The sequence below is a fragment of the Actinomycetota bacterium genome (genome assembly GCA_014360645.1).
Classification (GTDB): Bacteria; Actinomycetota; Geothermincolia; order Geothermincolales; family RBG-13-55-18; genus Solincola_B.
In genome coordinates, this window is record JACIXD010000003.1 from 179,084 (window position 1) to 204,878 (window position 25,795).

The window sequence follows — 25,795 nt, forward strand, 5'->3', positions numbered from 1 at the left end:
GGACGTAAGTGAGCCCCGTGGGCAGGACCCCCGTATATCTCATCCACGGAAACCAGAGGCTGCTGGTGGAGGAGGAGCTGACGAAGCTGCGCTCCGCCATGGCGGAGAAAGTGGACCCCGAGTTCAACCTCGACGTCTTCGAGGCGGGCGAGGACCCGCTGGAGAGAGCCCTGCAGTCGGCGGAGACGGTGCCCCTGGCCGCGGACCGCCGCTACGTGATCGTAAAAGAGGCCCAGAGGCTCACGCCCTCCGAGCTCAAGCAGCTGTCCGGCTACCTCGAGAACCCCGCGGAGAGTGCCCTCCTGGTGCTGGCGGCGGTGGACATCAAGCCCGGGTCCTCGCTCCTGCGCATGGTGGAGAAGGCGGGGAGGGTCAAGGAGGTGGCCCGGACCAGGAGTCAGATCCCGGGATGGGTGAGGGAGAGGTTCAAAAAAAAAGGACTCAAGGTATCGGGCAAGGCCTTGGCGTATCTGCAGGAGGCCCTGGGGGACGACCTGATGGCCATAGAGAACGCGGTGGAGAAGGTGGCCGCCTACCACGAGGGGGAAGGGGAGGTGGACCTGGACGAGGTCCTGGCCCTGGTCTCCCCCTCGGCGGAGAGCCCGGCCTTCGAATACGTGGACCGGGTGGCGGCCGGAGACACGGAGATGGCGGTGAAGCTGATGCGGAGGCTGCTCGAGCAGGGCGAGCGCCCCGCCAGCCTCCTAAACGCCCTTTCCCGCCGCTTCCGCGAGCTGCTCCTCTATCATGCCCTGCGCGAGGAGGGCAGGCAGGAGGGAGAGATCGCCGCCAGCATGTCCCTGCCCCCGAACCGCGCCTGGATGGTGTCCAGGAAGCTCAAACCGCAGTCCGTGGGGCTGGAGGAAAAGGACTTCCTGGCCATCCTCTCGCTCCTCCTCGACGCGGAATGGGGCATGAAGTCGGGGAGGTGGGAGGACGAATACGCCCTGGAGCGCGCCACCGCTGGCGCCGCGGGGCTGGTGGCGGCCGGGAAGCGGCGCAGACCCGCGCCCCGCGCCCGCTGAGTCCTCGCGGGCGTGCGTCCGCGGGATCTCTTCCCTCACCGAGGCCGTGGGCGTGTGCTGCATATAAAATAGCCCTTGCGTTTTTTGCAATAATATGCATCAATATACATATATGAACCGGAAAAAGAAGGGGTGAGGCAAAGGTATGAGAGCGGGCATCATCGGGGCTTCCGGATACACGGGAGCCGAGCTCATGAGGTTATTATGCCTGCATCCGGAGGTCGAGGTCACCTACTTGACCGCGCAGACCTACGCGGGAAAACGGGTGACGGATCTCTATCCTCATTTGCATAAATATGCAAATATGCGTTTCGAGAAGTTCTCCCTGGAGCGGGCGGCGGAGGCGGCGGACCTCCACTTCCTGGCCCTGCCCCACGGCGAATCCATGCAGGTGGCGCCGGGGCTGCTTGATTCGGGGGCCAGGGTCATCGACCTCTCGGCCGATTACCGCCTGCTTGACCCGGAGGAATACGGGCGCTGGTACGGCGCAGAGCATACCTCCCCGGGGCTGCTCTCGGAGGCGGTCTACGGGCTGCCCGAGATAGCGGGGGAGGGGCTGGCGGGGGCGAGGCTGGTGGCGGTTCCCGGCTGCTATCCCACCGCGGCGCTCCTCGCCCTGGCCCCCCTGGCGAAGGCGGGCGTCCCGGGACTGGACGGCGCGGTGGTGGACGCCAAGTCGGGGGTGTCAGGGGCGGGAAGGTCGCTGTCGCTGGCGGCGCACTTTGCGCAGGCGGAGGGGAGCGTGAAGCCTTACGGGGTGGGCTCGCACCGGCATATGCCGGAGATGGAGCAGGCCCTGGGGGGGCTGGCGGGCAAAAGGTGCAGGCTGGTCTTCACCCCTCATCTGGTGCCCATGAGCAGGGGCATCCTGGCCACCTGTTACGTGCGCGTCGGGGATGCGCTGGAGCAGGAGGAAGTGGACCGCATCTACGAGGAGTTCTGCGCTTCGCGGCCCTTCCTTGTCCCCCTGGGAAGGGACCGCTTTCCGGAGACCAAGGCGGTGTGCGGCAGCAATTACTGCCACCTGGGATGGCACCTGGATCCCGAACGCGGGATGCTCACGGTGGCCGCGGCCATAGACAACCTGGTGAAGGGAGCTTCGGGACAGGCGGTGCAGTGCATGAACCTGGTGTGCGGCTGGGAGGAGAGCGCGGGCCTCGAGGCCTTGGGGCTCTTCCCGTAGTACGCCATGCCGGCGGGGGCGCGGCGTGGGCAAGCGCCTCCGGCGCCGGGGATAGAAAGACATGAAGAGACAAGAGGAAACAGGAGGAAACAAGAAGAGGCAAGAAGAGGCAAGAAGAGGGACAAGAAGAGCATCTAAACGGAGCAGGATCGCGAGAGGAAAGGAAGGGCGGATCAGTTGGGATTTGCGAGGACGCGGGGAGGCGTATGCGCGCCCGCTGGGTTCAGGGCCGCTGCGGTGGCCTGCGGTCTGAAAAGGAGCGGGGAGCCGGACCTGTGCCTGATCGCGGCGGAGGAGAGGTGTGCCGCCGCGGGGACCTTCACCCGGAACGCCTTCAAGGCGGCCCCGGTCCTGGTCACCATGGAGCACCTCCGGGATGGATACCTCCGGGCGGTGGTGGTGAACGCCGGCAACGCCAATGCCTGTACCGGCGAGCGCGGGCTGCGTGACGCCGAGGCCATGGCCTCCATGGCCGCGCGGGAACTGGGGATAATCCCGGAGGAGGTGGCGGTGGCCTCCACCGGGGTCATCGGGCGCTTCCTGGAGATGGACAGGGTGGAGGAGGGCATCGTCAGGGCCGCGCGGCGCCTGGACGCGGGGAGCGGCGGCGAGGCGGCGCGCGCCATCATGACCACCGATACCCGGCCCAAGGAGGTGGCCCTGGACTGCGGCTCCTTCAAGGTGGGGGGCATGGCCAAGGGAGCGGGCATGATCAGGCCGGACATGGCCACCATGCTCGCCTTCCTGACCACCGACGCCCGGGTAGATCACGAGACCCTGGCCCGCGCCCTGCGCGGGGCGGTGGAGGGGACCTTCAACCGCATCACCATAGACGGATGCACGAGCACCAACGACATGGTGCTGTGCATGGCAGGCGGCGCATCCGGGTACCGGCCGGACGAGGAGGAGCTGGGGGCCTGCCTCCGGGAGGCATGCTCCGAGCTGGCCCGCGACATCGTGCTGGACGGCGAGGGCGCGACGCGGTTCGTGACCGTGCGGGTACGCGGGGCGGCCGGCGAGGAGGAGGCCAGGACCGCGGCCATGGCGGTGGCGGAGTCCCCCCTGGTGAAGACGGCGGTCTTCGGGGGGGATCCCAACTGGGGCCGGGTGGTACAGGCGGTGGGAGCGGCGCTGCAGCACATCGACCCCCGCGCGGTGAGCGTGGATATCTGCGGTATCCGGGTGGTGGAGAGGGGAACCCCCGCGGACACGTCCGAGGACCTGGAGGCGGCGGTGTCCGGAAGGGAGGTGACCCTGGAGGTGAGCCTGGGCCGCGGGGAGGCCGAGGTAGAGGTGTGGACCTGCGACCTGTCTTACGAATACGTGCGCATCAACGCCGAATACCACACGTGAGGGACGAGAGCGGGGACCTGTCGAAGGGGATTCGACGGAAGGCATCGCGAAGGCGGCTGAGCCGCCCGGAGGTAGGTGAGGCGACGCCGGTCTCTATAACCGGAAGGAGGCGAGCGGAGACCGGAGGGGATCGGGCACGTCAAGGTCGTCAAATAGGGGCATGACAGGAGAGAGAGGATGGAAAAGGCGCGGGAGAAGGCGAGGGTGCTCATGGAGGCCCTCCCCTATATCAAGGACTACTACGGCAAGACGGTGGTGGTGAAGTTCGGCGGCAACGCCATGGAGAACGAGGAGCTCAAGGAGCGTTTCGCCTCGGATATCGTGCTCATGCGCTATGTGGGCATGAACCCGGTCATCGTTCACGGCGGAGGCCCCCAGATCACGGAATATATGCGGCGCCTCTCCCTTGAGGTGCGCTTCGTGGACGGACACCGCGTCACCGACGCCGCGGCCATGGAGGTGGCGAAGATGGTGCTGGTGGGAAAGGTGAACAAGGAGATCGTCTCCCTCATCAACGGACACGGCACCCTGGCGGTGGGCCTTTCCGGGGAGGACGGCAACCTGCTCATGTGCAGGAAGCGCGTGCACCGCGGAGAGGAGGGGGAGGTGGACCTGGGTTTCGTGGGCGAGGTCGAGAGGGTCAACCCGGGCATACTGAACAACCTCATCCGCGACGAGTTCATCCCCGTGGTGGCGAGCATCGGGGTGGACGGCAGGGGACAGAGCTACAACATCAACGCCGACCTGGTGGCGGGGGCCCTGGCCCAGGCGCTGGGGGCGGACAAGCTCATCTACCTCACCGACGTGGACGGCATCTACCGCGACCTCTCCGACCCGCAGAGCCTCATCCCCGAGCTCGGGGTGGAGGAGGCGGAGGAACTGCTGGCCGCGGGCAGCCTCTCCAGCGGCATGCTCCCCAAGCTGCGGAGCTGCGTGGAGGCGGTGCGGGCGGGGGTGAGGAGGGCGCACATCATCAACGGCACCATCGATCACGCCCTCCTCCTGGAGCTCTATACCGACGCGGGGATCGGCACCATGGTGAGGGCGGCGGACGACGGCATCTGACGGAGGAGATCGAGGGATGACGGCGGGAGGAAAGATGGAATATGACCTGCAGGCGGCCAGAAGACAGGAGGAGCTCTTCCTGATCGGGAACTACGGGCGCCTCCCCGTGCTTTTCGTGCGCGGCCACGGCACGCGGCTCTGGGACGACACCGGGAAGGAATACGTGGACTTCGTCTCCGGGCTGGGGGCATGCGTGGCCGGCCACTGCCACGCCGAGATCATCGCCGCGGTGGCCAGGCAGGTCTCGCAGCTCATCCACGTCTCCAACCTCTTCTATACCCGTCCCCAGGGGGAGCTGGCGGAGATGCTGGCGCGCTACTCCTTCGCGGACAAGGCGTTCTTCTGCAACAGCGGTACGGAGGCCAACGAGGCGGCCATAAAGCTGGCCCGCAAGTACATGCGGGAGGTGAGGGGGCAGGAGCGCTACCGGGTGGTGTCCGCCCTGCGCTCCTTTCACGGGCGCACCCTCGGCTCCCTGGCGGCCACGGGACAGCCGGCCAAGGCGGAGCCCTTCGCCCCGGTGACCCCGGGTTTCGTGCACGTGCCCTTCAACGACCTGGAGGCCCTGGAGGAGGCGGTGGACGGGACGACCTGCGCCGTGCTCCTCGAGCCCATCCAGGGCGAGGGAGGTGTCTACGTCGCGGATGTGCCCTACCTGCAGGGGGCGCGGGAGGTATGCCGGCGCAAGGGGGCCCTGCTGGTGCTGGACGAGGTGCAGACGGGCATGGGGCGCACGGGAGCCCTCTTCGCCTACGAGCATTACGGCATCGTCCCCGACATGATGACCCTGGCCAAGGGGCTGGCGGGGGGGCTTCCCATCGGTGCCCTGCTCACCACCTCCGAGATAGCGGAGGGGTTCAAGCCCGGGGACCACGGCAGCACCTTCGGCGGGAACCCGGTGGTCTGCGCGGCGGCACTGGCGGTGATGACCGTGCTCAGGGAGGAGCAGCTCGTGGAGAACGCCGCGCGGGTGGGCGCGTATTTCCGGCAAGAGCTGGAGAGGCTTGCCGGGAAGACGGGCGCCTTCAGCGAGGTGCGGGGCATGGGCCTCATGCTCGCCGCAGAGTTGAAGGAGCCCGTGGCGCGCGAGGTGGTGCTACACTGCCTGGAGGCGGGGTACGTGGTGAACAACATCGGCGACTCCATACTGCGTTTCCTGCCCCCTCTCTCCGTCTCCACCCGCGAGGTGGACGGACTGGTGGAGGCGCTGGGGGGGATCGTGGCCGAGGCCGGTTCCGGCACGGGGACGGGAAAGGAGTGAGCGGATGAAAGATTTGTTCGGAAGGGATTTCCTTAGCGTGGCCGACCTCAATGCCGGGGAGCTGGCGGCCGTCCTCGACGCCGCCGACGCCTTCAAGAGCTCGCTGCGCGCCGGCGCCGTGAAGCGCAGCCTGGAGGGCAAGGCGGTGGCCTTGATCTTCCAGAAGCCGTCCACCCGCACCCGGGTATCCTTCGAGGTCGCGGTGCATCACCTGGGCGGACACCCCGTGGTGCTGAACGCCGCCGAGCTCCAGCTCGGGAGGGGCGAGACCATCGCCGATACCGGTAGGGTGCTCTCGCGTTACGTGCACGCCATAACCTTGCGCACCTACGGGCACCACGAGGTGGAGGAGTTGGCGCGGGCGGCCGAGGTGCCGGTGATCAACGCCCTGACCGACCTCGAGCACCCCTGTCAGGTGCTCGCGGATCTCATGACCATAAGGGAGCGTAAAGGCGAGCTGGCGGGCATACGCCTCGCCTACGTGGGAGACGGCAACAACGTCGCCAATTCCCTCGCCCTGGGATGTGCCCTGACGGGCATGGTCTTCACCGCCGGCTGTCCCGAGGGTTACGAGCCGGACGCGCGCATCATCGCCCTCGCCCGCTCCCTCGCCGGTCCCGATGCGGTGAGGGTGGTGCACGATGCCCGGCAGGCGGTGGCGGGCGCCCAGGTGGTATACACCGACGTCTGGACCTCCATGGGGCAGAAGGAGGACCAGAGGAGGAGGCGCGACCTCGAGCCCTTCCGCCTCGACGGCGAGCTGCTGGCGGCGGCGGATCCCGAGGCCGTGGCCATGCACTGTCTCCCCGCCCACCGCGGCGACGAGATAACCGACGATGTCCTGGACGGACCCCGCTCCGCGGTATGGGACCAGGCGGAGAACCGCATGCATGTCCAGGCCGCCCTCCTCCACCTGCTGGCGGGGAGATGAGAGAGGGGAAGACGTGGAGCGCCGCCGCAGGCTGGAGCTGGTGAGGGAGATCATCGCCAGCCGGGCGCCGTCCTCCCAGGCGGAGCTGGTCCAGGAGCTGGCGGAGAGGGGGGTGGTGGTGGACCAGTCCACGGTCTCGAGGGACCTGCGGGACCTCGGGGTGGTGAGGGTGCCGGGCCCGGGTGGGCGCCGCGTCTACGGGTTCGCCGCGGAAGGGCGGGGGACGGCGGCGGTGGACGAGGAGGGGCTCAGGCGGGGATTGAGGGAGTTCCTGGTGGGGATGGAGGTGAGCGGGAACCTGCTGGTGCTGCGCACGGGGCCCGGAAACGCGCATGCCCTTGCCGCGCTGCTGGACCGCAACGGCAGGGAGGAGGTGGCGGGGACGGTGGCCGGCGACGACACCATCCTGGTGGTGGTGCGCGAGGGCTACGAGGCGCGCGATCTGGCGCGGGTCCTCCGGGAGATGGCCGGGCTTTGAAGGGGCGGCCACGGGCGCTGTGGTGCCGGCACGATGCTGGGGCGGGCAGGACGCGGCGTGATACCATGAAGGGAAGCGGCGCACGCGCGGCGGCGCGTTCACCGGGCAAGGCGGGCGCGGGAAAAACGGGGACGGAGGAAAAGGGATAATGGGCTTCGCCCGCTCCGGGCGGTGGTTCATCCATCGGCGGCGGACGGCAGGACGGCGGGCACGATCTGCGGACGGCCCCTGAGCGTGGCGGCAAACAGGGTTACGGAGCGAAAAGGGAGACGGAGCATGAAGGAAACGGTGATCCTCGCCTACTCCGGGGGCTTAGACACCTCGGTGGCCATCAAGTGGCTGGAGGACAGGTACGGCATGCAGGTGGTGGCGCTGGCGGCGGACCTTGGCCAGCCCGGCGACCTGGAATCCCTGCGGGAGAAGGCCCTTTCCATAGGGGCCGCGGACGCCGTGACCCTGGACCTCAAGGAGGATTTCGCGCGCGACTACGTGCTCCCGGCCCTCAAGGCCAACGCGCTCTACGAAGGGAAGTATCCCCTGGCCACCTCCCTCGCCAGGCCCCTGATCGCGGCGGCCATGGTGGAGGAGGCGCGCCGGAGGGGAGCCTCCGCCGTGGCCCACGGCTGCACGGGGAAGGGCAACGACCAGGTGCGCTTCGACCTCACTACCATGGCCCTGGGCCCGGACCTGAGGATCATCGCGCCCCTGCGGGAGTGGAACATGTCGCGCGAGGAGGAGATCGCCTATGCCAGGGAGCACGGCATACCCGTTCCCGTGACCCTGGAAAGCCCCTACTCCGTGGACGAGAACCTGTGGGGGAGGAGCTGTGAGGCGGGCGTGCTGGAGGATCCCATGGCGGAGCCGCCCGAGGATGCCTACGCCTGGACGGCGTCTCCCCGCGAGGCGCCCGACGAGCCGCGTTACCTGGAGGTGGCCTTCGACGCCGGCCGGCCCACCGCCCTCGACGGCGAGGAGCTGGGCTTGGTGGAGTTGATAACCCGCCTCAACGCCCTGGGCGGCGAACACGGGGTGGGACGCATAGACATGGTGGAGAACCGCCTGGTGGGGATAAAGTCGCGCGAGGTCTACGAGGCGCCCGCCGCCACCATCCTCATCGAGGCCCACCGCGCCCTGGAGGCCCTCACCCTCACCAGGGAGACGCTGCATTTCAAGCCGGTGCTGGAGGCGAAGTTCGCGGAGCTGGTCTATTACGGGCTCTGGCACGATCCCCTACGGGAATCCCTGCAGGCGGCGGTGGAGTCCACCCAACGGAGGGTGAGCGGGCGGGTGCGCCTGAAGCTGTTCAAGGGGAACTGCACGGTGGTGGGCAGGGAATCCCCCCATTCCCTTTACGATTATTCCCTGGCCACCTACGACCGGGCGGACGAGTTCAGCCACCGTTCCAGCGAGGGCTTCATCGCCCTCTGGGGCCTTCCCCTCAAGGTGTGGGGGAGCAGGGGCGGGGAGCGGGAGTAGACGTCCCATGGCGGAGGGAGGCGCGGAGAGATGAAGCTGTGGGGAGGCAGGTTCGAGAAGGAGACCGAGGCGCTGGTGCATGCCTTCAGCTCCTCGCTGCCCTACGACCGCCGCCTGGCGCCCCATGACCTCCGGGTCAGCGCGGTCCACGCCCAGGCCCTGGAGGAGTGCGGGGTCATCAGCGCCGCCGAGAGGGAGGCCATCCTCGCCGCCCTGGGCGAGCTGCGCGCGGAGATGGAGAGGGGCGATTTCGCATACGCCGACGAGGAGGACATCCATACCGCCGTGGAACGGGCGCTGGTGGAGCGCCTGGGGGAGAGCGGCGCCAAGCTGCGGGCGGGGCGCAGCCGCAACGACCAGGTGGCGGCGGACATGCGCCTCTTCGTGAAGGAGGAATGCCGCCGCATCACCGGCCTCCTTCTGGAGCTCATGGAGGTGGTCCTGGAGCGCGCGCGCGAGCAGCTGGGGGTGGTGATGCCCGGCTTCACCCATCTCCAGCCGGCGCAGCCCGTGCTCCTCTCCCATCACCTCATGGCCTACTTCGAGATGTTCAAGCGGGACGCGGAGCGGCTGGCGGAGGCGGGGGCGCGCGCCGACGTTTGTCCCCTGGGCAGCGGCGCCCTGGCCGGGGTGACCTTTCCCCTCGACCGCGGGATGATGGCGGACGAGCTGGGGTTCGGAGGCATCTCCGCCAACTCCCTGGACGCGGTGTCCGACCGCGATTTCGTGGCCGACCTCCTCTACGCCCTGTGCATGCTCGCCGTCCACTTGAGCCGCATGGCGGAGGAGATGGTGTTGTGGTCCACGCCGCGCTTCGGCTTCATGGTTCTGGACGAGGCCTATGCCACCGGCTCGTCCATCATGCCCCAGAAGGCCAATCCGGACCTGGCGGAGCTGGTGCGGGGAAAGACGGGCCGCATGCTGGGCCACCTGGCCTCCCTCCTGGTGGTGCTCAAGGGGCTGCCCCTGGCCTACAACCGCGATTTGCAGGAGGACAAGGAAGCCCTCTTCGACGCCGTGGACCAGGCGGCGGCGATGCTGCGGGTGATGGCGGGAGCTCTGGCCACCGCGAGCTTCGATGCCGCGGCGATGGCCGTGGCGGCCATGGAAGGATATACCAACGCCACCGACCTCGCCGATTACCTGGTGCGCAGGGGCCTGCCCTTCCTGGAGGCGCACGCCGCCGCCGGGAAGCTGGTGCGGGTCTGCCTGGAGAGCGGGAAGAGGCTGGAGGACCTGGAGCTGGAGGAGTTCCGGGCCGTGGAGCCGCGGGTGGGAGAGGACGTGTACGACCACCTCTCCGTGAAGTCCTGCGTGGAGGCGAGAGACCTTCCCGGGGGCACGGCCACCGCGAGGGTGGAGGAGGCCATGGCGGCGGCGGCGGAGTGGCTGGAGGCGCGCAGGATGCGCCCGTGAGGCGGGAAAGCCCGCGTCGGCGGAGGGGGCCTTGTCCGTGAACAGGAGCGAGGAGCTCAGCCGGGCCTTCGAGGAGCTGGCGGAGCTCTCGGAGATCAAGGGCGAGGTGCGTTTCAAGGTCAACGCCTACCATAAGGCGGCGGAGATCGCGCGCGCCCGCGGCGAGGAGCTCCTGGCCTTGGACGACGTCAAGGAGCTGCGCAGGTACCCGGGTATCGGCGAGGGCATCGCCAAGAAGATCCTGGAGTTCAAGCGCACCGGCACCATCTCCAAGCTGGAGGAGCTGAAAGAGGAGGTGCCGGTGGAGCTCCTCTCCCTCCTCCAGGTCCCCAACCTGGGACCGAAACGCGCCAAGCTCATCTATGACGAGCTGGGGGTGCGCACGCTGGAGGAGCTGCAGGCGGCGGCGGAGGAGCATCGGCTGGCCGAGCTCCATGGCCTGGGGCCCAAGGCGGAACAGAACATCCTGGAGGGCATTAGACACCTGCAGTCCACCTCGGGGCGGCTTCTGCTCCACACCGCACACCGCATCCAGGAGGAGATCTCACGCGCCCTGGAGTCGGAGCTCCCCGGCCTGCGCATCAGCCCGGCCGGGAGCCTCAGACGCATGAAGGAGACCATCGGGGACATCGATATCCTGGTGGCCTCCCGCGAGCCGGCGGCGGTCATGGAGTCCTTCTGTTCCCTGGAGATGGTGGAGAGGGTGCTGCTGCGGGGTGATACCAAGAGCTCGGTGGTCACCGCGGAGGGGCTCCAGGTGGACCTCAGGGTGGTGAAACCGGAGGAATACGGCGCGGCGCTGCAGTATTTCACCGGCTCGCAGGCGCACAACGTTCACGTGAGGGAGATCGCCAAGAAGGCGGGCAAGAAGATCAACGAATACGGGGTCTTCCGCGTCAGGGACGACCGCAGGCTGGCGGGGGAGACGGAGGAAGAGGTCTACGCGGCGCTGGGCATGGCCTGCCCGCCCCCGGAGATAAGGGAGGACCGCGGGGAGGTGGAGGCCGCCCTGCGGGGCGAGCTGCCGGAGCTGGTGGAGCGTGGGGACATCCGGGGGGACCTGCACACCCACACCGACGCCAGCGACGGGGTAGCGGACCTGTTGGAGATGCGCAAGGCCGCGGAGAGGCTGGGGTACCGCTTTCTCGCGGTCACCGACCACGCGGCGGGCCTGAAGGTGGCGGGAGGGCTGTCCCGGGAGCGCCTGCTGCGGCAGGTGGAGGAGATCAGAAAGCTCAACGCCAGGGGGGATTCCCCCGTGGTCCTGCTGGCGGGAAGCGAGCTGAACATAGACGGCGAAGGGGGACTGGACTACGACGAAGAGGTCCTCTCCCTTCTGGACGTGGTGGTGGTATCGGTGCACGCGGGATTCCGTCAGGACCGCGAGGCGGTGACGCGGCGGGTGCTACGGGCCATACGCAACCCCCACGTCAAGGTCTTCGCCCACCCTACGGGGAGGCTCATCGGTCAGAGGCCTCCCTACGACATCGATCTCGGCGCGGTGATGGAGGAGGCGCGCAGGACGGACACCGCCCTGGAGCTGAACGCCTTCCCCGACCGCCTGGACCTGGGAGACGAGAACCTCATGCGGGCGTGTGCTCAAGGGGTGAAGGTGGCAATCGGCACCGACGCCCACCGGCCGGAGCACCTCGACTTCATGTTCTTCGGGGTGGCCACGGCGAGGCGGGGCTGGCTCGCCCCCTCCCACCTCCTGAACGCCCTCGAGCCGGAAGAACTGCTGGCCTGGCTGTGGCGCGGCCGCGACAGGCACTGAGGGGCAGGTTACCGGGCACGGTCGAAGATGAGTGCAACCTGCACGCCTCCCACCTCCTGAACGCCCTCGAGCCGGAAGAACTGCTGGCCTGGCTGTGGCGCGGCCGCGACAGGCACTGAGGGGCAGGTTACCGGGCACGGTCGAAGATGAGTGCAACCTGCACGCCTCCCACCTCCTGAACGCCCTCGAGCCGGAAGAACTGCTGGCCTGGCTGTGGCGCGGCCTTACCAGATGCCGGACGCGGGGCCGCGTGACTCCCGCGCTACCCCCGGGGGCGCCGACCCCATATAATAGGGCTGGATGAAGCGGCGTGGGCGAGGCCCCGGGGAAGACGCGGGAGGGGTGGAAGATGGAGATAAGGCGCAACGAGATCATCCCCCTGGGATATGGGAAATATTTCCGTTCGGACAAGATCGTGGGCCTGGAGCCCATAGGTGACAGCCGCGGCCCTGCCCGCAGGACCTACGTCTACGTGGAGGGACGCCCGGAGCCCGTGGTGGCCTCGCGCGCCGAGGGCACCATACTCAGGGACCTGGTGATGTCGCGCGAGGAGGTGGAGGCCTCGGTGGCCTTCGACCTCCTGGACCGCGTGCTGCACGAACTGGAGCGGGTGGGCCCCATACTCCGCAGGTCCATCCGAGAGGAGACTGGACTGGACATCGACGACCTGGTGGTGCGCATCCGGCGCGTGCTTACGCGCGAGGACGAGGAGGAGGAATACGACCAGGGCTCGCTCTTCTCCACCTGAGCCCGGGAGAGGGTGAGCCCGCGGTGCGGCAGGGGTAACGGAAAGAGGAGGAAGGTACTTTGAAGCTCGCCGAGATCCACAAGCTTGCGGTGAAGATGGGGATGGAGAAAGACCCCCGCGGCAGGGAGGAGATAAAGCGCCTGCTGGAGCGCAACCGCGAGAAATACGAGAAGCTCCCGGACAAGGAGAAGGAGTTCTTCGACCTCGACAGCCTGGAGAACCCCTTCCCCGACTCCCGCATCCTGGTGGGCGATCCCGATACCGAGGTGCGCTCGGCCCTGGTGGGTATCGATATGGAGGTCCCGGAGGTGCTGCTGGCCGACCGCCTGCGGGAGAGGGGCGAGCCCGTGGACCTCATCATCAGCCACCACCCGGAGGGCCAGGCGCTGGTGAACCTGGACAAGGTCATGGCCCTGCAGGCCGACGAATGGTACCGGCACGGGGTCCCCATCAACGTGGGGGAGGCCCTCATCGGCCCGCGCATGAAGGAGATCTACCGCGCCTTCTTGCCCCGCAACCACGAGCGTGCGCTGGACGCGGCGCGCCTGCTGGGTATCCCCTTCATGAGCATGCACACCGTGGCCGACAACCAGGTCCACGCCTTCCTCAACGACCACTTCGCGCGCCGGAAGCCCCGCACCGTGGGAGAGGTGGTGGACTGCCTTCTGGAGCTGCCCGAATACCGCGCCTCGGCGCGCATGCAGGCCGGCCCGGCCGTCATCGTGGGCAGCAAGGAGAACCGTTGCGGCAACATCATGGTGGACATGACGGGGGGGACGGAGGGTCCCCGCGAGGTGCTGGAAAAACTTTCCGCGGCGGGGGTGGGAACCATCGTGGCCATGCACTATTCCGAGAAACACAAGGAGGAGGCGGAAAAGCAGCGCATCAACGTGGTCATCGCGGGCCACGTGGTCTCTGATTCCCTGGGCATGAACCTCATCCTCGACCGCTTGGAGGAGAAGGGGGTGGCGATCATACCCGTCTCCGGGCTGGTAAGGGTGTCGCGCGCGCGGAAGAAAGCGACGGCGTCGGGAGGCTCTCGAGGGCGCACCTGAGGCGCATTCTCGCAAGGCTTGCTTGAAAAAAGTGAGCGCATGGCTTATGGCAGAGATAGAGAAAACCGCCCGCGGTCTCGAAGCCGCGGGGCCCGAGGCACGGAGGAGAGGATGAGCGAGGGATTCAACCTCCTTGAGCAGGGAGAACGGCTGCTGGCCGAGAACCGCCTGGAGGAGGCCATAGAGCGCTTCCGGCGCTACCTGGACGATTATCCCGAGGACGTTGACGGGCAGTACCAGCTGGGCATAGCCCTTTACGAGAAAGGGGAGCTCGAGGAGGCGGTGCTGCGCTTCGAGAGGGTGAGGGACCTGAACCCGGAGGACCCCCGCGGCTATGACGGCCTGGCCCTGGTGATGATGGAGCGCGGCGACTACGGGGCGGCGGCAGAGCTCTACCGCCGAGCGCTGGAGATGGACCCGGAGAACGTGGATCTCCTCAACGAGCTGGGCATCGCCTACCACGAGCTTGGCGAGGAGGAGATGGCCCTGGAGGCCTACGAGAAGGCCATCCAGCTCGAGCCCAACTTCGGCTATCCCTACTACAACAAGGCGAGGCTGCTGGCGGGAAGGGGATACCATGAAGAGGCCATCCACAACCTGGAGACCGCCATAAGCCTGTACAAGGGGGAGCGCGAGAAGCTCATCGACGTCCTCTTCGAGCTGGCGGCGGTCTACGAGGACATCCTCGACGACGAGAGAGCCACCCAGACCTACAGCGAGATCCTCCTCCTGGACCCCGAGAACCTGGAGGCCCTGGGCTGCCTGGGCTCCATCCATCTCGACAACTGCGACTACGAGAAGGCGGCGGCCTACTTCGACCGCCTCATCCGCCTCGACCCTCAGAACGACAACGCCTACCTCGAGAAGGGCTATGCCGTGGGCTGCATGGGGGACGTGGAGGCGGAGCTCCAGTACCTGGACAAGTGCCTGGCCATAAACCCCCGCAACAAGTACGCCCTCAGCAACAAGGGGGCGGCGCTCATGGAGCGGGGCATGCTCGAGGAGGCGGAGCGCTTTCTGCGCGCGGCGGTGGAGGTGGATCCCGGGTACTCCTGGCCGTACTACAACCTCGCCTGCCTCTATGCCCTGAGGGGGGACAAGGAGCGGAGCCTGGACCACCTCAGGCGGGCCCTGGACCTCGACCCCGAGCTCAAGGAGGACGCCCTGAGGGACTCCTGCCTGGAGGGCCTCCGGCATCACAAGTCGTTCCGGGAACTGCTCGAGTAGGGGCCCCTCCCTAGCGGCGGAAGCCGCGTCATCACCCCTGACGGTCCGGGGAGCGGCGAACCCCGGACAGCAGCGCCTATTACCTGCACAGCATATGGTATCCGCGAGAGGCGTTTTGCGCCTCAGGTCTTTCCCACGGTGATGATGACCTGCGCTCCGGGGCTCGCGGACGCCCCGGCGCCCGGGAACTGGCTGATGACCGTGCCCGCCAGGGAGGGATCCGAGGGACTGTAGACCACCTTGTAGGTGAAGCCGGCGCCCGTCAGGGCCTCCTTGGCCGCGGTCTCGCTCATGCCCACCACGCCGGGCACCCTGGACTGAGGCGAAGGCCCCTGGCTCACGGTTATGGAGACGTGGGAGCCCGCGCTGACGGTGGTGCCCGCCAGGGGGGACTGGCCGATCACCGTGCCCTTGGGGGCGGTGTCCGAGTAGGCGTAGTTGACCACCGGATTGAGTCCCACGCCGCGTATGGCCGCCACCGCGCCGCTCTCGGACATCCCCGTCACCCCCGGCACGTTGACGCGCTGGTTCTGAGGGTTGTGGATGGTGCACTGCTGGGTGGGCTCCTCGCCGCGCCGGAAGGTGCGCGACTCGGTATGAGGACACAGGGAGGTCGCCAGGAGCCCGCTCTCGGTGCAGATGGTCACGGTGACCCACTCCGATTCCTCCTCTTCGTCTCCGTACCCGAACTCCGCCCGGGGGAACTCGCTGGCCGGCACGTCCTTCAGGGCCTTCTCCATGAACTTCTTCCAGATCTGGGCGGGGAAGGTGCCCCCATAGACGGTGATGCCGTGCACGCTGCGCATGGGGACCAGGCCCTGGGGGTACCCCACCCATACCGCCGCCGAGAGGTCGGGGGTGTAGCCGCAGAACCAGGCGTCGGCATAGTTGTCGGTGGTGCCCGTCTTGCCCGCCTGGGGGCGGTCGATGCGAGCGGCGCGGCCCGTGCCGTGGCGCACCGCGTCCTGGAGGATGGAGTTGACCACCGCCGCCACGTCCTCGCGCACCACCCGCTTACCCTTGGGGGCATGCTCGTAGAGGACCTCTCCGCCGGCGTCGGTGATCCTCAGCACGCAGGTAGGGGGGACGTAGACGCCGTTGTAGGCCAGGGTCCCGAAGGCGCTGGCCATCTCCAGGGGATTGACCTCGCAGCTCCCTAGGGCGATGGAGGGGTAGGGAGGGATGTTGGATTTGATGCCCATGGCCTGGGCCATCTGCGCCACCCTCTGGGGGCCGACGTCGCGGATCAGCCGCGCGTATACCACGTTGACGGAGCGCACGGTGGCGGCATAAAGGTTTATGGTCCCGTAGCTCGAGCCCTCGGCATTGCCCACCTTCCACTTGGTGCCGTCGGGGAACTCCAGGGTGGTGGGGGAGGAGTCGTAGGTCTTGTAGGGGGAGATGCCGTTGCTTATGGCCGTGGTGAGCACGAAGACCTTGAAGGCGGAGCCCGGCTGACGCCCCCCCTGGGCGGCGATGTTGTACTGCTGTTCGCTGTAATCCTTTCCCCCCACCATGGCCTTGATCTCCCCCGTACGGGGGTCCACCGCGCACAGGGCTGCGGCGGGGTCTCCGGGCCGGTCCAGGGTGGAGGCGATGGCCTCCTCGGCGTAGCGTTGCATATCCAGGTCGAGGGTGGTGTAAACGCGCAGCCCTCCGCGGAAGATGATGTCGTCGGGGGATAGGTCGCCGAAACGCGCCCGCAGGTCCTGGTCGCCCGCGAAGAGGTTGTAGAGGTACTTCTTCACGTACTCTACGAAGTAGGGGGCGACGGTGCTGGGGCTCTCCTCGGGTATCGGTTTCACCATCTTGTCCTCGCCCACCTCCACCCGCTGCGCCTTGGCCTCCGCGGCCTCCGAGGCGGTGATGTAACCCAGGTCCCTCATCTTGTCCAGGACCAGGTTTCGCCGCGCCTCGGCGGCGCCGGGGTTGAGATACGGCGAATAGTAGTTGGGGATGCGGATGACCGCCGCCAGCAGCGCCGCCTCGCCGAGGGTGAGCTCCGAGGGCTGCTTGTGGAAGAAGACCTCGCAGGCCTTCTTAACCCCGTAGCAACCCTGCCCGAAATAGACGTCGTTGAGATACATCTCCAGGATCTTGTCCTTGGAGTATCTGCGCTCGAGCTGGAAGGCCAGGCTGGCCTCCTCCACCTTCCTCCAGTAGGTCCTCTCCTTGCCGGTAAGGGTGTTCTTCACGTACTGCTGGGTGATGGTGGAGGCGCCCTGCACCACCTGGCCCTGCACCACGTTGGTCCAGAAGGCGCGGGCGATGGCCCTCCAGTCCACTCCACCGTGCTGGTAGAAGCGCTCGTCCTCGATGGCGATGACCGCTTCCCGCAGGTTCTCGCAGATCTGGTCCAGGGTGACGTTCTCGCGGTTCTGCTCCCCGTGCAGCTCCGCGATGACCGTGCCGTCGGCGGCGATGATCTTGGAGGTCTGGTCCAGGCGCAGCTTGCCCAGGCTATCCAGACGGGGAAGCCCTATGCCGGTGTAGAACCAGAAGAGGAAGCCGCCCGTCATCAGCGCCAGGCAGAGGAAAACGATCAGGCCGATCCTGAGCATCACGCGCATTTCCGGACCCCTTTACGCGCAAAGGCCGTCAACAGGAATTGTACCTATAATTAGATTTCGTTTGTAGGGGCACGGTTCCTCTCGCCGCTTCAAAATGCCCGGCGCGGCGGCTCTGGGCGCGGACGGGAGCGCTTTACCGGCCGGGGTGCTTGCGGTATCCTTTTTTAGACATCGCGGAGGAGAGGCCGTGGCGCTGGTGAAGGACCCGGAATACCAGATGAAGGTGATCCTCTCGGGCGCGGCGGAGTGCCTGCCCGAGAAAAGCCCGTTGGACATCGCGTAGGAGAGGCCGTGGCGCTGGTGAAGGACCCGGAATACCAGATGAAGGTGATCCTCTCGGGCGCGGCGGAGTGCCTGCCCGAGGGAGACCTCGCGGCCAAGGTGGAGAGGGCCATTGCGGAGGAGCGGCCCCTGAGGGTAAAGCTGGGGGTGGACCCCACCCGACCCGACCTCCACCTCGGGCACGCCGTGCCCCTGCGCAAGCTGCGGCAGTTCCAGGACCTCGGCCACACCGCCATCCTCCTCATCGGTGACTTCACCGCCCTGGTGGGAGACCCCTCCGCGCGCGACGTCACCCGTCCCCAGCTCACTCCGGAAGAGGTCAGGGCCAATGCCGCCACCTACGCCGAGCAGGCCTTCCGCATCCTGGACAGGGAAAGGACGGTGCTGGAATACAACAGCCGCTGGCTGGCGCCCCTGACCTTCGCCGAGCTCCTGCGGCTCACCGCCCATTTCACCGTGGCCCGCCTGCTGGAACGCGACGATTTCGCGAGGCGCTACGCCTCCAACCTCTCCATCGGCCTGCACGAGTTCCTCTACCCGGTGATGCAGGCCTACGACTCGGTGGCCCTGGAGGCGGACGTGGAGATCGGGGGCACGGACCAAATCTTCAACCTCCTGGCGGGAAGGGAGCTGCAGCGCGACCTCGGACAGGAGCCCCAGAGCGTCCTCACCCTACCCATCCTGGTGGGCCTGGACGGGGAGAAGAAGATGTCCAAGAGCCTGGGCAACTACGTGGGCCTCACCGATCCCCCCGAGGAGATGTTCGGTAAGCTCATGTCCCTCTCCGACGAGCTCATGCCGGATTATTTCCGCCTCACCACCCCCCTGGAACCGGGGGAGGTGGACGCCCTACTTGCGGATCTGGAATCGGGAGCCATCCACCCCATGCGCGCCAAAAGGCGCTTGGCCGCGGAGGTGGTGGGCCTTTACTGGGGACCGGAGGCCGCGGAGGAGGCGGAGCGTGCCTTCGACCGCGTGCACGTGGAGAGGGAGGCGCCGGAGGAGATCCCGGTGGCGGAGATAGACCCACGGGAGCTCGCGGGCGGAGCCATCTGGCTTCCCCGCCTTCTGGCGCTGGCCGGGCTGGCCTCTTCCAGCAGCGAGGGAAAGCGACTGGTGGCCCAGGGGGGGATAAGACTGGGCGACCGCGTGGTGGACGACGTGGACCTGGAGCTCACGCGCGAGGAGCTGGAGGGCCTGCTCATCCAGAAGGGAAAACGGCACTTCCGCCTCATCAGGCTCGGGGAGGGGGACGGGAGTTGAGGCAACCCCCCGATGCTCCGCTCACCGCGAGACAGCGGGCGGGGACGCCGGCCTCCCCGTGGCCTCTCATGGCCCGTAGGTGACAACGCCCGGGTGCGGCGTGGCGGTGACGGTCGCTGCCGCCTTCTCTCGCGCGGCGGGAGGCGAAGGCGAGCGGGGGCGGTTCACCGATGGCCGCTGCATGTCGGACCTGCCCGCAGGCGGCGGTGTCCGCGCCGGATACGAGGCGGCAGCGGCAGATACACCCTTTGACATGCCCTTTTGATGGTGTTATCATAAAATTTGCGGCAAGCCCGCCGGGTTTTATCCCGATTGATAAAAAGGAGGCGGTATTCCGGATACTTTTGGAAACACTTCAAGGGTTATACGGGATGCCGCTGGAGAAGCGGCGTTTTTGATGCCGTGACGTTGACAGGGTATGCTGCGCGTGCTACTTTGTAGCCTTGTTGGATTCGGCGCTTGAGCCGTGTTCCTTGAAAACTAAACAGCGTAAAAGACAGAGAGAGTAGAGCTCCAATCAATTCCGTTCCGATCCGCCCCTGGGTGGATCGCGGCCGGTAGGGAGCCCGGATACGCTCCAAGTATGTAAGTCCGCAAGGACTGCATTTTACTCGGAGAGTTTGATCCTGGCTCAGGACGAACGCTGGCGGCGTGCCTAACACATGCAAGTCGAGCGGACCGACCCCGTCTCCTCGGAGACGGGTCAGGTCAGCGGCGAACGGGTGAGTAACACGTGGGCAACCTACCCCGAAGACTGGGATAACCCCGGGAAACCGGGGCTAATACCGGATACCTTGCCTTCACCGCATGGCGAGGGCAAGAAAGGTCGCTTTGCTTCCGCTTCGGGATGGGCCCGCGGCCCATTAGCTTGTTGGTGAGGTAACGGCTCACCAAGGCGACGATGGGTAGCCGGCCTGAGAGGGTGTACGGCCACACTGGGACTGAGATACGGCCCAGACTCCTACGGGAGGCAGCAGTGAGGAATATTGCGCAATGGGCGAAAGCCTGACGCAGCGACGCCGCGTGGACGATGAAGGCCTTCGGGTTGTAAAGTCCTGTCAGGAGGGACGAAGTGGCTTCGGCCATGACGGTACCTCGGTAGGAAGCCCCGGCTAACTACGTGCCAGCAGCCGCGGTAAGACGTAGGGGGCTAGCGTTGTCCGGAATCACTGGGCGTAAAGAGCTCGTAGGCGGCCTGTTAAGTCGGGTGTGAAAGCCCGCGGCTCAACCGCGGAACTGCACTCGATACTGGCAGGCTAGAGTCTAGTAGAGGGAAGTGGAATTCCCGGTGTAGCGGTGAAATGCGCAGATATCGGGAAGAACACCGGTGGCGAAGGCGGCTTCCTGGGCTATGACTGACGCTGAGGAGCGAAAGCTAGGGGAGCGAACAGGATTAGATACCCTGGTAGTCCTAGCCGTAAACGATGGGCACTAGGTGTGGGGGGTTACCAACTCCCTCCGTGCCGAAGCTAACGCATTAAGTGCCCCGCCTGGGGAGTACGGCCGCAAGGCTAAAACTCAAAGGAATTGACGGGGGCCCGCACAAGCGGCGGAGCATGTGGCTTAATTCGACGCAACGCGAAGAACCTTACCAGGGCTTGACATGCGCACGAAAACCGTGGAAACACGGTCCTCCTTCGGGACGGGCGCACAGGTGGTGCATGGCTGTCGTCAGCTCGTGTCGTGAGATGTTGGGTTAAGTCCCGCAACGAGCGCAACCCTTATCGCATGTTGCCAGCGGGTCATGCCGGGAACTCATGCGAGACTGCCGGTGTCAAACCGGAGGAAGGTGGGGATGACGTCAAGTCATCATGCCCCTTATGCCCTGGGCTGCACACGTGCTACAATGGCCGGTACAGAGGGCTGCGATACCGCGAGGTGGAGCGAATCCCAAAAAGCCGGTCTAAGTTCGGATTGGAGGCTGCAACTCGCCTCCATGAAGTCGGAGTCGCTAGTAATCGCGAATCAGCAACGTCGCGGTGAATACGTTCCCGGGCCTTGTACACACCGCCCGTCACACCACGAAAGTCGGCAACACCCGAAGCCGGTGGGCTAACCCGCAAGGGAGGCAGCCGTCGAAGGTGGGGTCGGCGATTGGGGTGAAGTCGTAACAAGGTAGCCGTACCGGAAGGTGCGGCTGGATCACCTCCTTTCTAGGGAAAAGCCGCATGGCATGCGGCGACCAACAAACGCATCCGTCTCTCGTCTTTGCGCTGTTTAGTTTTGAAGGAATCGGCGCCACGGCGCCGAATCCTTTTTTTCGGAAAGGTTGCTACGGAGTGCCGCCGTAACCGGTCCGCGTGGCGACGGGATACCGGGAGTGGAAGCACGCTTTCCCTCACCGGGAGGTGGAGGGCGGGCTTCAGGAGAGGAGCGTCCCGCGGGTCCGCCGGTAGCGCGGATGGGAGGAGTCGGCGGGTGCGTTTCTCCGCTGCGGGAGCAGATGCTCGGGACGGCGCGGATGGCGGTGGCGAAGATGTTCGATGAGGCTGCTCTTGATTGTGCTATAGTTTTAGAGTATTCATGCTGGGGAAGAATATCCGCGACAGGCGAAGCGGGGAGGCAACGGTATCCGCGACGGGAAAGAGGTATTTCGGGGCGCACGAAAAATAATATAGGAGGAAAGGCGAAGGCGTCTTGCCCGAAACGGGCGTAGAGGGAAGAAAGGAGCGTGTGATGGTACAGCAACCGCCAGGACCCCCGCCGGGAGGCATGCAGCCACCGCCCCCGCCACCGGGACAGCCGCCGCAGGCTCCCATGGGTCCGCCGAAGGTCCAGCTCGACACCTCGAAGCTGCCCATACCCGACCTGGTGGTGGCAGGAGGGGCTCTGCTCTGCTGGATCTTCGCGCTGCTGGGATGGTACAAGGCGAGCGTCGAGTTCTTTGGCTCCGCGACCGGCAAGGGCGGTTACCAGTGGTGGCCGTGGACCATCTACTTCCTGCTCTTCCTCTTCGCGGGGTTCATGATCGCCAACGAGATGGGCAACTTCATGTCCCTGAGCCTCCCCACGGGCTTGATCTACCTGGGATGGGGCGCGGCGGGGACCCTGTTCACCCTGCTCGGCTTCCTCTTCAAGCCCAGCGTGGGGTTCGGCATCGGGGTGAAGATGGGCATGAACTGGCCGGTTTGGATCATCATGATCCTCCTTTCCCTGGTGCCCATCGCCGGCGGCTTCATGAAGTTCAAGGAGGCGAAGTAGAAAAAACTCGAGGGTCACCTGGATGACCTATTGACCGCGGGCTTATAATTATTATAGGATTCGTTTTTGTGAGCGCATCTTCGGGGTGCGCTCTTGATTCGGGATCGTACCTTGAAAACTGCACAGTGATCGAAGAGGTTGTTTTAACCAAGCTACTAAGAGCATACGGTGGATGCCTAGGCGCCAGGAGCCGATGAAGGACGTGGCAGGCTGCGATAAGCTTCGGGGAGCCGCCTAACAGGCTTTGATCCGGAGATCTCCGAATGGGGGAACCCACCGGTGGTAATGCGCCGGTACCCACGCCTGAACACATAGGGCGTGAGGAGGCAAGCGGGGGAACTGAAACATCTAAGTACCCCGAGGAAAAGAAAGCAATCGCGATTCCCTGAGTAGCGGCGAGCGAAACGGGAACAGCCCAAACCCGGCGGATGCGATAGCCCGCAGGCGTTGTCCGTCGGGGGTTGTAGGACCCTCCAGGTGTCGCTGCGGAGGCACCGGGGAGTTACAAAGTCCGTCTCTAGTCGAATGGTTCTGGAAAGTCCAGCCACAGAGGGTAACAGCCCCGTAGGCGAAAGGGGCGGACCTCCCGGAGGGGATCCTGAGTACGGCGGGACCGGGGAAATCCCGTCGGAATCCGCGGGCACCACCCCGCAAGGCTAAATACTCCCTGGCGACCGATAGTGGACTAGTACCGTGAGGGAAAGGTGAAAAGTACCCCGGGAGGGGAGTGAAATAGTACCTGAAACCGTATGCTTACAAACCGTCAGAGCGGCGTCAAAGCCGTGATGGCGTGCTTTTTGTAGAATGAGCCGGCGAGTTACCGGTACGCAGCGAGGTTAAGGGAGATACCCGGAGCCGTAGCGAAAGCGAGTCTGAACAGGGCGATTCAGTTGCGTGCCGTAAACCCGAAGCCGAGTGATCTACCCATGGGCAGGTTGAAGCGAGGGTAAGACCTCGTGGAGGACCGAACCCACTTCGGTTGAAAACGGAGGGGATGACCTGTGGGTAGGGGTGAAAGGCCAATCAAACTCGGAGATAGCTGGTTCTCCCCGAAATAGCTTTTGGGCTAGCCTCGGGTGTTTAGTGTTGGTGGTAGAGCACTGATTGGACTAGGGGCCTTCACCGGTTACCAAACCCAGTCAAACTCCGAATGCCAGTACTTGAGAGCCCGGGAGTCAGACCGTGGGGGATAAGCTCCATGGTCGAGAGGGAAACAGCCCAGACCGCCAGCTAAGGTCCCTAATTCGGGCTAAGTGGGAAAGGATGTGAGACTGCACAGACAGCCAGGATGTTGGCTTAGAAGCAGCCACCATTTAAAGAGTGCGTAATAGCTCACTGGTCAAGTGGTTTCGCGCCGATAATGTAACGGGGCTCAAGCCCGATACCGAAGCTGCGGCATTGCGCCTACGGGCGTGATGGGTAGGGGAGCATTCCCTGGGGAGCGAAGTCGACCCGAAAGGGTTTCCCGTATGGGATTAATCGATGGACCGCAGGGAAGAGAGAATGCCGGCATGAGTAGCGAAAGACGGGTGAGAAACCCGTCCGCCGAATGCCCAAGGGTTCCTGGGGAAGGTTAATCCGCCCAGGGTTAGTCGGGACCTAAGGCGAGGCCGAGAGGCGTAGTCGATGGACAACCGGTTTATATTCCGGTACCACCAGTCAGCGCTTGACCGATTGGGGGGACGCGGAAGGATAAGCGAACCGCGGCGATGGTCGACCGCGGGCAAGCGTGTAGGGCGCTGCCGAGTCAAATGCTTGGCGGCATACAAGCCTGAGGCGTGATGCCGACCCGCCTATAGGGGAAGTCGCCGAATCCATGCCGCCGAGAAAAGCCCCTAGGGAGCTGCCTGGTGCCCGTACCCCAAACCGACACAGGTGGGCGAGTAGAGAATACTAAGGCGATCGAGAGAACCCTCGTTAAGGAACTCGGCAAATTGGCCCCGTAACTTCGGGAGAAGGGGCACCCCGCTAGCGTGACGGGACTCGCTCCCTGAGCGCGAGGGGGTCGCAGTGAACAGGCCCAAGCGACTGTTTACTAAAAACACAGGTCTCTGCTAAGTCGTAAGACGACGTATAGGGGCTGACGCCTGCCCGGTGCCGGAAGGTTAAGGGGAAGGGTTAGCGGCCGGCTTCGGCCGGTGCGCGAAGCTCCGAACTTAAGCCCCGGTGAACGGCGGCCGTAACTATAACGGTCCTAAGGTAGCGAAATTCCTTGTCGGGTAAGTTCCGACCTGCACGAATGGCGTAACGACTTGGGCGCTGTCTCAACGAGGGACTCGGCGAAATTGCATTGCCCGTGAAGATGCGGGCTACCTGCAGCAGGACGGAAAGACCCCGTGAACCTTTACTGCAGCCTGATATTGGGTTCTGGTTCATCATGTGCAGGATAGGTGGGAGGCTGTGAAGCGGGGACGCCAGTTCCCGTGGAGCCGTCCTTGGGATACCACTCTTGGTGTGCTGGGGCTCTAACCGGCAGCCGTTATCCGGTTGCGGGACAGTGTCAGGTGGGCAGTTTGACTGGGGCGGTCGCCTCCTAAAAGGTAACGGAGGCGCCCAAAGGTTCCCTCAAGCTGGTCGGCAATCAGCTGTAGAGTGTAAGGGCAGAAGGGAGCTTGACTGCGAGACCCACAAGTCGAGCAGGTGCGAAAGCAGGGCCTAGTGATCCGGCGGCATCATGTGGGAGAGCCGTCGCTCAACGGATAAAAGGTACTCCGGGGATAACAGGCTTATCTCCCCCAAGAGTCCACATCGACGGGGAGGTTTGGCACCTCGATGTCGGCTCATCGCATCCTGGGGCTGGAGTAGGTCCCAAGGGTTGGGCTGTTCGCCCATTAAAGCGGTACGCGAGCTGGGTTTAGAACGTCGTGAGACAGTTCGGTCCCTATCCGCTGCAGGCGTAGGAGAATTGAGGGGAGTTGCCCCTAGTACGAGAGGACCGGGGTGAACGGACCTCTGGTGTGCCAGTTGTCCCGCCAGGGGCACGGCTGGTTAGCTACGTCCGGATCGGATAACCGCTGAAAGCATCTAAGCGGGAAGCCGACCCCAAGATCAGTTCTCCCACCGGGTAAACCGGGTAAGACCCCTCGTAGATGACGAGGTTGATAGGCCGGATGTGGAAGCGCGGCAACGCGTGGAGCTGACCGGTACTAATAGGTCGAGGGCTTGGTCTTAAACCTCGGAGATCGCTGTGCAGTTTTGAAGGCACGTGAGGCGAGAGCTTTGAAAACCGAATACAAATGTTCTCGGTGGCCATGGCGGAGGTGATCACCTGTTCCCATTCCGAACACAGAAGTTAAGCCCTCCAGCGCCGATGGTACTGCTCGGGAGACCGTGTGGGAGAGTAGGTCGCCGCCGGAACACTTTTAAAGGGCCGGGAGACCGGCCCTTTTAATTTCCACTCCGCGAAACGTCGGGTGTGCCGTCCGGAAAACCCCCTATCCTGTGAGTGCTCACAAAGGGCCGGGAGACCGGCCCTTTCCTGTGTGCC

At 65.5% G+C, this 25,795-nt stretch carries 16 protein-coding genes and 3 rRNA genes; 18 read left to right on the forward strand and 1 reads right to left on the reverse strand.

The genetic code is table 11. The annotated features are described in order from the left end of the window. Positions 1 to 8: 8 nt before the first annotated feature. From holA to H5T74_03845, 13 genes are all read left to right on the forward strand, one after another. Positions 9 to 1,025, forward strand: coding sequence for a DNA polymerase III subunit delta (gene holA / locus H5T74_03785; GenBank protein ID MBC7229499.1), 1,017 nt, complete (start codon positions 9 to 11; stop codon positions 1,023 to 1,025). A gap of 145 nt (positions 1,026 to 1,170) precedes the next feature. Then, positions 1,171 to 2,208: an N-acetyl-gamma-glutamyl-phosphate reductase gene (locus H5T74_03790; protein ID MBC7229500.1), complete on the forward strand. Its 1,038-nt coding sequence runs from the start codon at positions 1,171 to 1,173 to the stop codon at positions 2,206 to 2,208. A 177-nt stretch (positions 2,209 to 2,385) separates the two neighbouring features. Next, positions 2,386 to 3,561, forward strand: a complete 1,176-nt coding sequence (gene argJ / locus H5T74_03795; protein ID MBC7229501.1) for a bifunctional glutamate N-acetyltransferase/amino-acid acetyltransferase ArgJ — start codon at positions 2,386 to 2,388, stop codon at positions 3,559 to 3,561. Between the two features lie 177 nt (positions 3,562 to 3,738). Beyond that, positions 3,739 to 4,626: an acetylglutamate kinase gene (gene argB, locus H5T74_03800; protein MBC7229502.1), complete on the forward strand. Its 888-nt coding sequence runs from the start codon at positions 3,739 to 3,741 to the stop codon at positions 4,624 to 4,626. A 34-nt stretch (positions 4,627 to 4,660) separates the two neighbouring features. Further along, positions 4,661 to 5,887, forward strand: coding sequence for an acetylornithine transaminase (locus H5T74_03805; protein ID MBC7229503.1), 1,227 nt, complete (start codon positions 4,661 to 4,663; stop codon positions 5,885 to 5,887). A gap of 4 nt (positions 5,888 to 5,891) precedes the next feature. Next, on the forward strand, positions 5,892 to 6,818 hold the full coding sequence (argF, locus tag H5T74_03810; GenBank protein ID MBC7229504.1) for an ornithine carbamoyltransferase: 927 nt from the start codon (positions 5,892 to 5,894) through the stop codon (positions 6,816 to 6,818). After that, the gene (argR, locus tag H5T74_03815; GenBank protein MBC7229505.1) at positions 6,778 to 7,296 is read left to right on the forward strand and encodes an arginine repressor; all 519 of its coding nucleotides are present in this window, start codon (positions 6,778 to 6,780) and stop codon (positions 7,294 to 7,296) included. Before argF ends, argR begins: the two co-directional genes overlap by 41 nt. Positions 7,297 to 7,572: 276 nt before the next feature. Further along, complete coding sequence (locus H5T74_03820; GenBank protein ID MBC7229506.1) at positions 7,573 to 8,772, forward strand: argininosuccinate synthase; 1,200 nt, start codon at positions 7,573 to 7,575, stop codon at positions 8,770 to 8,772. A 30-nt stretch (positions 8,773 to 8,802) separates the two neighbouring features. Continuing rightward, positions 8,803 to 10,188: an argininosuccinate lyase gene (argH, locus tag H5T74_03825; protein ID MBC7229507.1), complete on the forward strand. Its 1,386-nt coding sequence runs from the start codon at positions 8,803 to 8,805 to the stop codon at positions 10,186 to 10,188. 37 nt (positions 10,189 to 10,225) lie between these two features. Further along, complete coding sequence (gene polX, locus H5T74_03830) at positions 10,226 to 11,962, forward strand: DNA polymerase/3'-5' exonuclease PolX (protein ID MBC7229508.1); 1,737 nt, start codon at positions 10,226 to 10,228, stop codon at positions 11,960 to 11,962. A gap of 349 nt (positions 11,963 to 12,311) precedes the next feature. After that, a complete protein-coding gene (locus H5T74_03835; GenBank protein MBC7229509.1) occupies positions 12,312 to 12,710 on the forward strand; it encodes a hypothetical protein in 399 nt (132 codons plus the stop codon). A gap of 59 nt (positions 12,711 to 12,769) precedes the next feature. Then, entirely contained in the window at positions 12,770 to 13,765 is a 996-nt protein-coding gene (locus H5T74_03840; GenBank protein MBC7229510.1) for an NGG1p interacting factor NIF3, read from the forward strand. Positions 13,766 to 13,876: 111 nt separating this feature from the next. Beyond that, positions 13,877 to 14,992: a tetratricopeptide repeat protein gene (locus H5T74_03845; GenBank protein ID MBC7229511.1), complete on the forward strand. Its 1,116-nt coding sequence runs from the start codon at positions 13,877 to 13,879 to the stop codon at positions 14,990 to 14,992. 122 nt (positions 14,993 to 15,114) lie between these two features. Here the strand turns inward: H5T74_03845 and H5T74_03850 are convergent, their stop codons facing one another. Then, a complete protein-coding gene (locus H5T74_03850) occupies positions 15,115 to 17,562 on the reverse strand; it encodes a PBP1A family penicillin-binding protein (GenBank protein ID MBC7229512.1) in 2,448 nt (815 codons plus the stop codon). Between the two features lie 321 nt (positions 17,563 to 17,883). Here H5T74_03850 and H5T74_03855 point away from each other — a divergent pair, with 321 nt between their 5' ends. The 5 genes from H5T74_03855 to rrf all read left to right on the forward strand — a co-directional run bounded on the left by H5T74_03855 (position 17,884) and on the right by rrf (position 25,665). Continuing rightward, positions 17,884 to 19,107 carry a tyrosine--tRNA ligase gene (locus tag H5T74_03855; protein MBC7229513.1) on the forward strand — a complete coding sequence of 408 codons (1,224 nt, stop codon included), beginning with the start codon at positions 17,884 to 17,886 and terminating at the stop codon, positions 19,105 to 19,107. Positions 19,108 to 19,719: 612 nt separating this feature from the next. Then, positions 19,720 to 21,267 (forward strand): 16S ribosomal RNA (locus tag H5T74_03860). Between the two features lie 516 nt (positions 21,268 to 21,783). Continuing rightward, on the forward strand, positions 21,784 to 22,308 hold the full coding sequence (locus tag H5T74_03865) for a hypothetical protein (protein MBC7229514.1): 525 nt from the start codon (positions 21,784 to 21,786) through the stop codon (positions 22,306 to 22,308). A 147-nt stretch (positions 22,309 to 22,455) separates the two neighbouring features. Next, positions 22,456 to 25,483: ribosomal RNA gene (locus tag H5T74_03870) — 23S ribosomal RNA — on the forward strand. Between the two features lie 66 nt (positions 25,484 to 25,549). Further along, positions 25,550 to 25,665: ribosomal RNA gene (gene rrf, locus H5T74_03875) — 5S ribosomal RNA — on the forward strand. The 16S, 23S and 5S rRNA genes sit together here, the layout of an rRNA operon. Positions 25,666 to 25,795: the final 130 nt, after the last annotated feature.

Bases quoted from the DNA above. Each gene is read 5' to 3' on its own strand.
- argB (MBC7229502.1), top strand. From the start codon at position 3,739: ATGGAAAAGGCGCGGGAGAAGGCGAGGGTGCTCATGGAGGCCCTCCCC.
- H5T74_03850 (MBC7229512.1), bottom strand. From the start codon at position 17,562: ATGCGCGTGATGCTCAGGATCGGCCTGATCGTTTTCCTCTGCCTGGCG.
- H5T74_03820 (MBC7229506.1), top strand. From the start codon at position 7,573: ATGAAGGAAACGGTGATCCTCGCCTACTCCGGGGGCTTAGACACCTCG.
- argR (MBC7229505.1), top strand. From the start codon at position 6,778: ATGTCCAGGCCGCCCTCCTCCACCTGCTGGCGGGGAGATGAGAGAGGG.
- H5T74_03805 (MBC7229503.1), top strand. From the start codon at position 4,661: ATGGAATATGACCTGCAGGCGGCCAGAAGACAGGAGGAGCTCTTCCTG.
- H5T74_03845 (MBC7229511.1), top strand. From the start codon at position 13,877: ATGAGCGAGGGATTCAACCTCCTTGAGCAGGGAGAACGGCTGCTGGCC.
- H5T74_03855 (MBC7229513.1), top strand. From the start codon at position 17,884: ATGAAGGTGATCCTCTCGGGCGCGGCGGAGTGCCTGCCCGAGGGAGAC.
- H5T74_03835 (MBC7229509.1), top strand. From the start codon at position 12,312: ATGGAGATAAGGCGCAACGAGATCATCCCCCTGGGATATGGGAAATAT.
- argH (MBC7229507.1), top strand. From the start codon at position 8,803: ATGAAGCTGTGGGGAGGCAGGTTCGAGAAGGAGACCGAGGCGCTGGTG.
- argF (MBC7229504.1), top strand. From the start codon at position 5,892: ATGAAAGATTTGTTCGGAAGGGATTTCCTTAGCGTGGCCGACCTCAAT.
- H5T74_03865 (MBC7229514.1), top strand. From the start codon at position 21,784: ATGGTACAGCAACCGCCAGGACCCCCGCCGGGAGGCATGCAGCCACCG.
- H5T74_03790 (MBC7229500.1), top strand. From the start codon at position 1,171: ATGAGAGCGGGCATCATCGGGGCTTCCGGATACACGGGAGCCGAGCTC.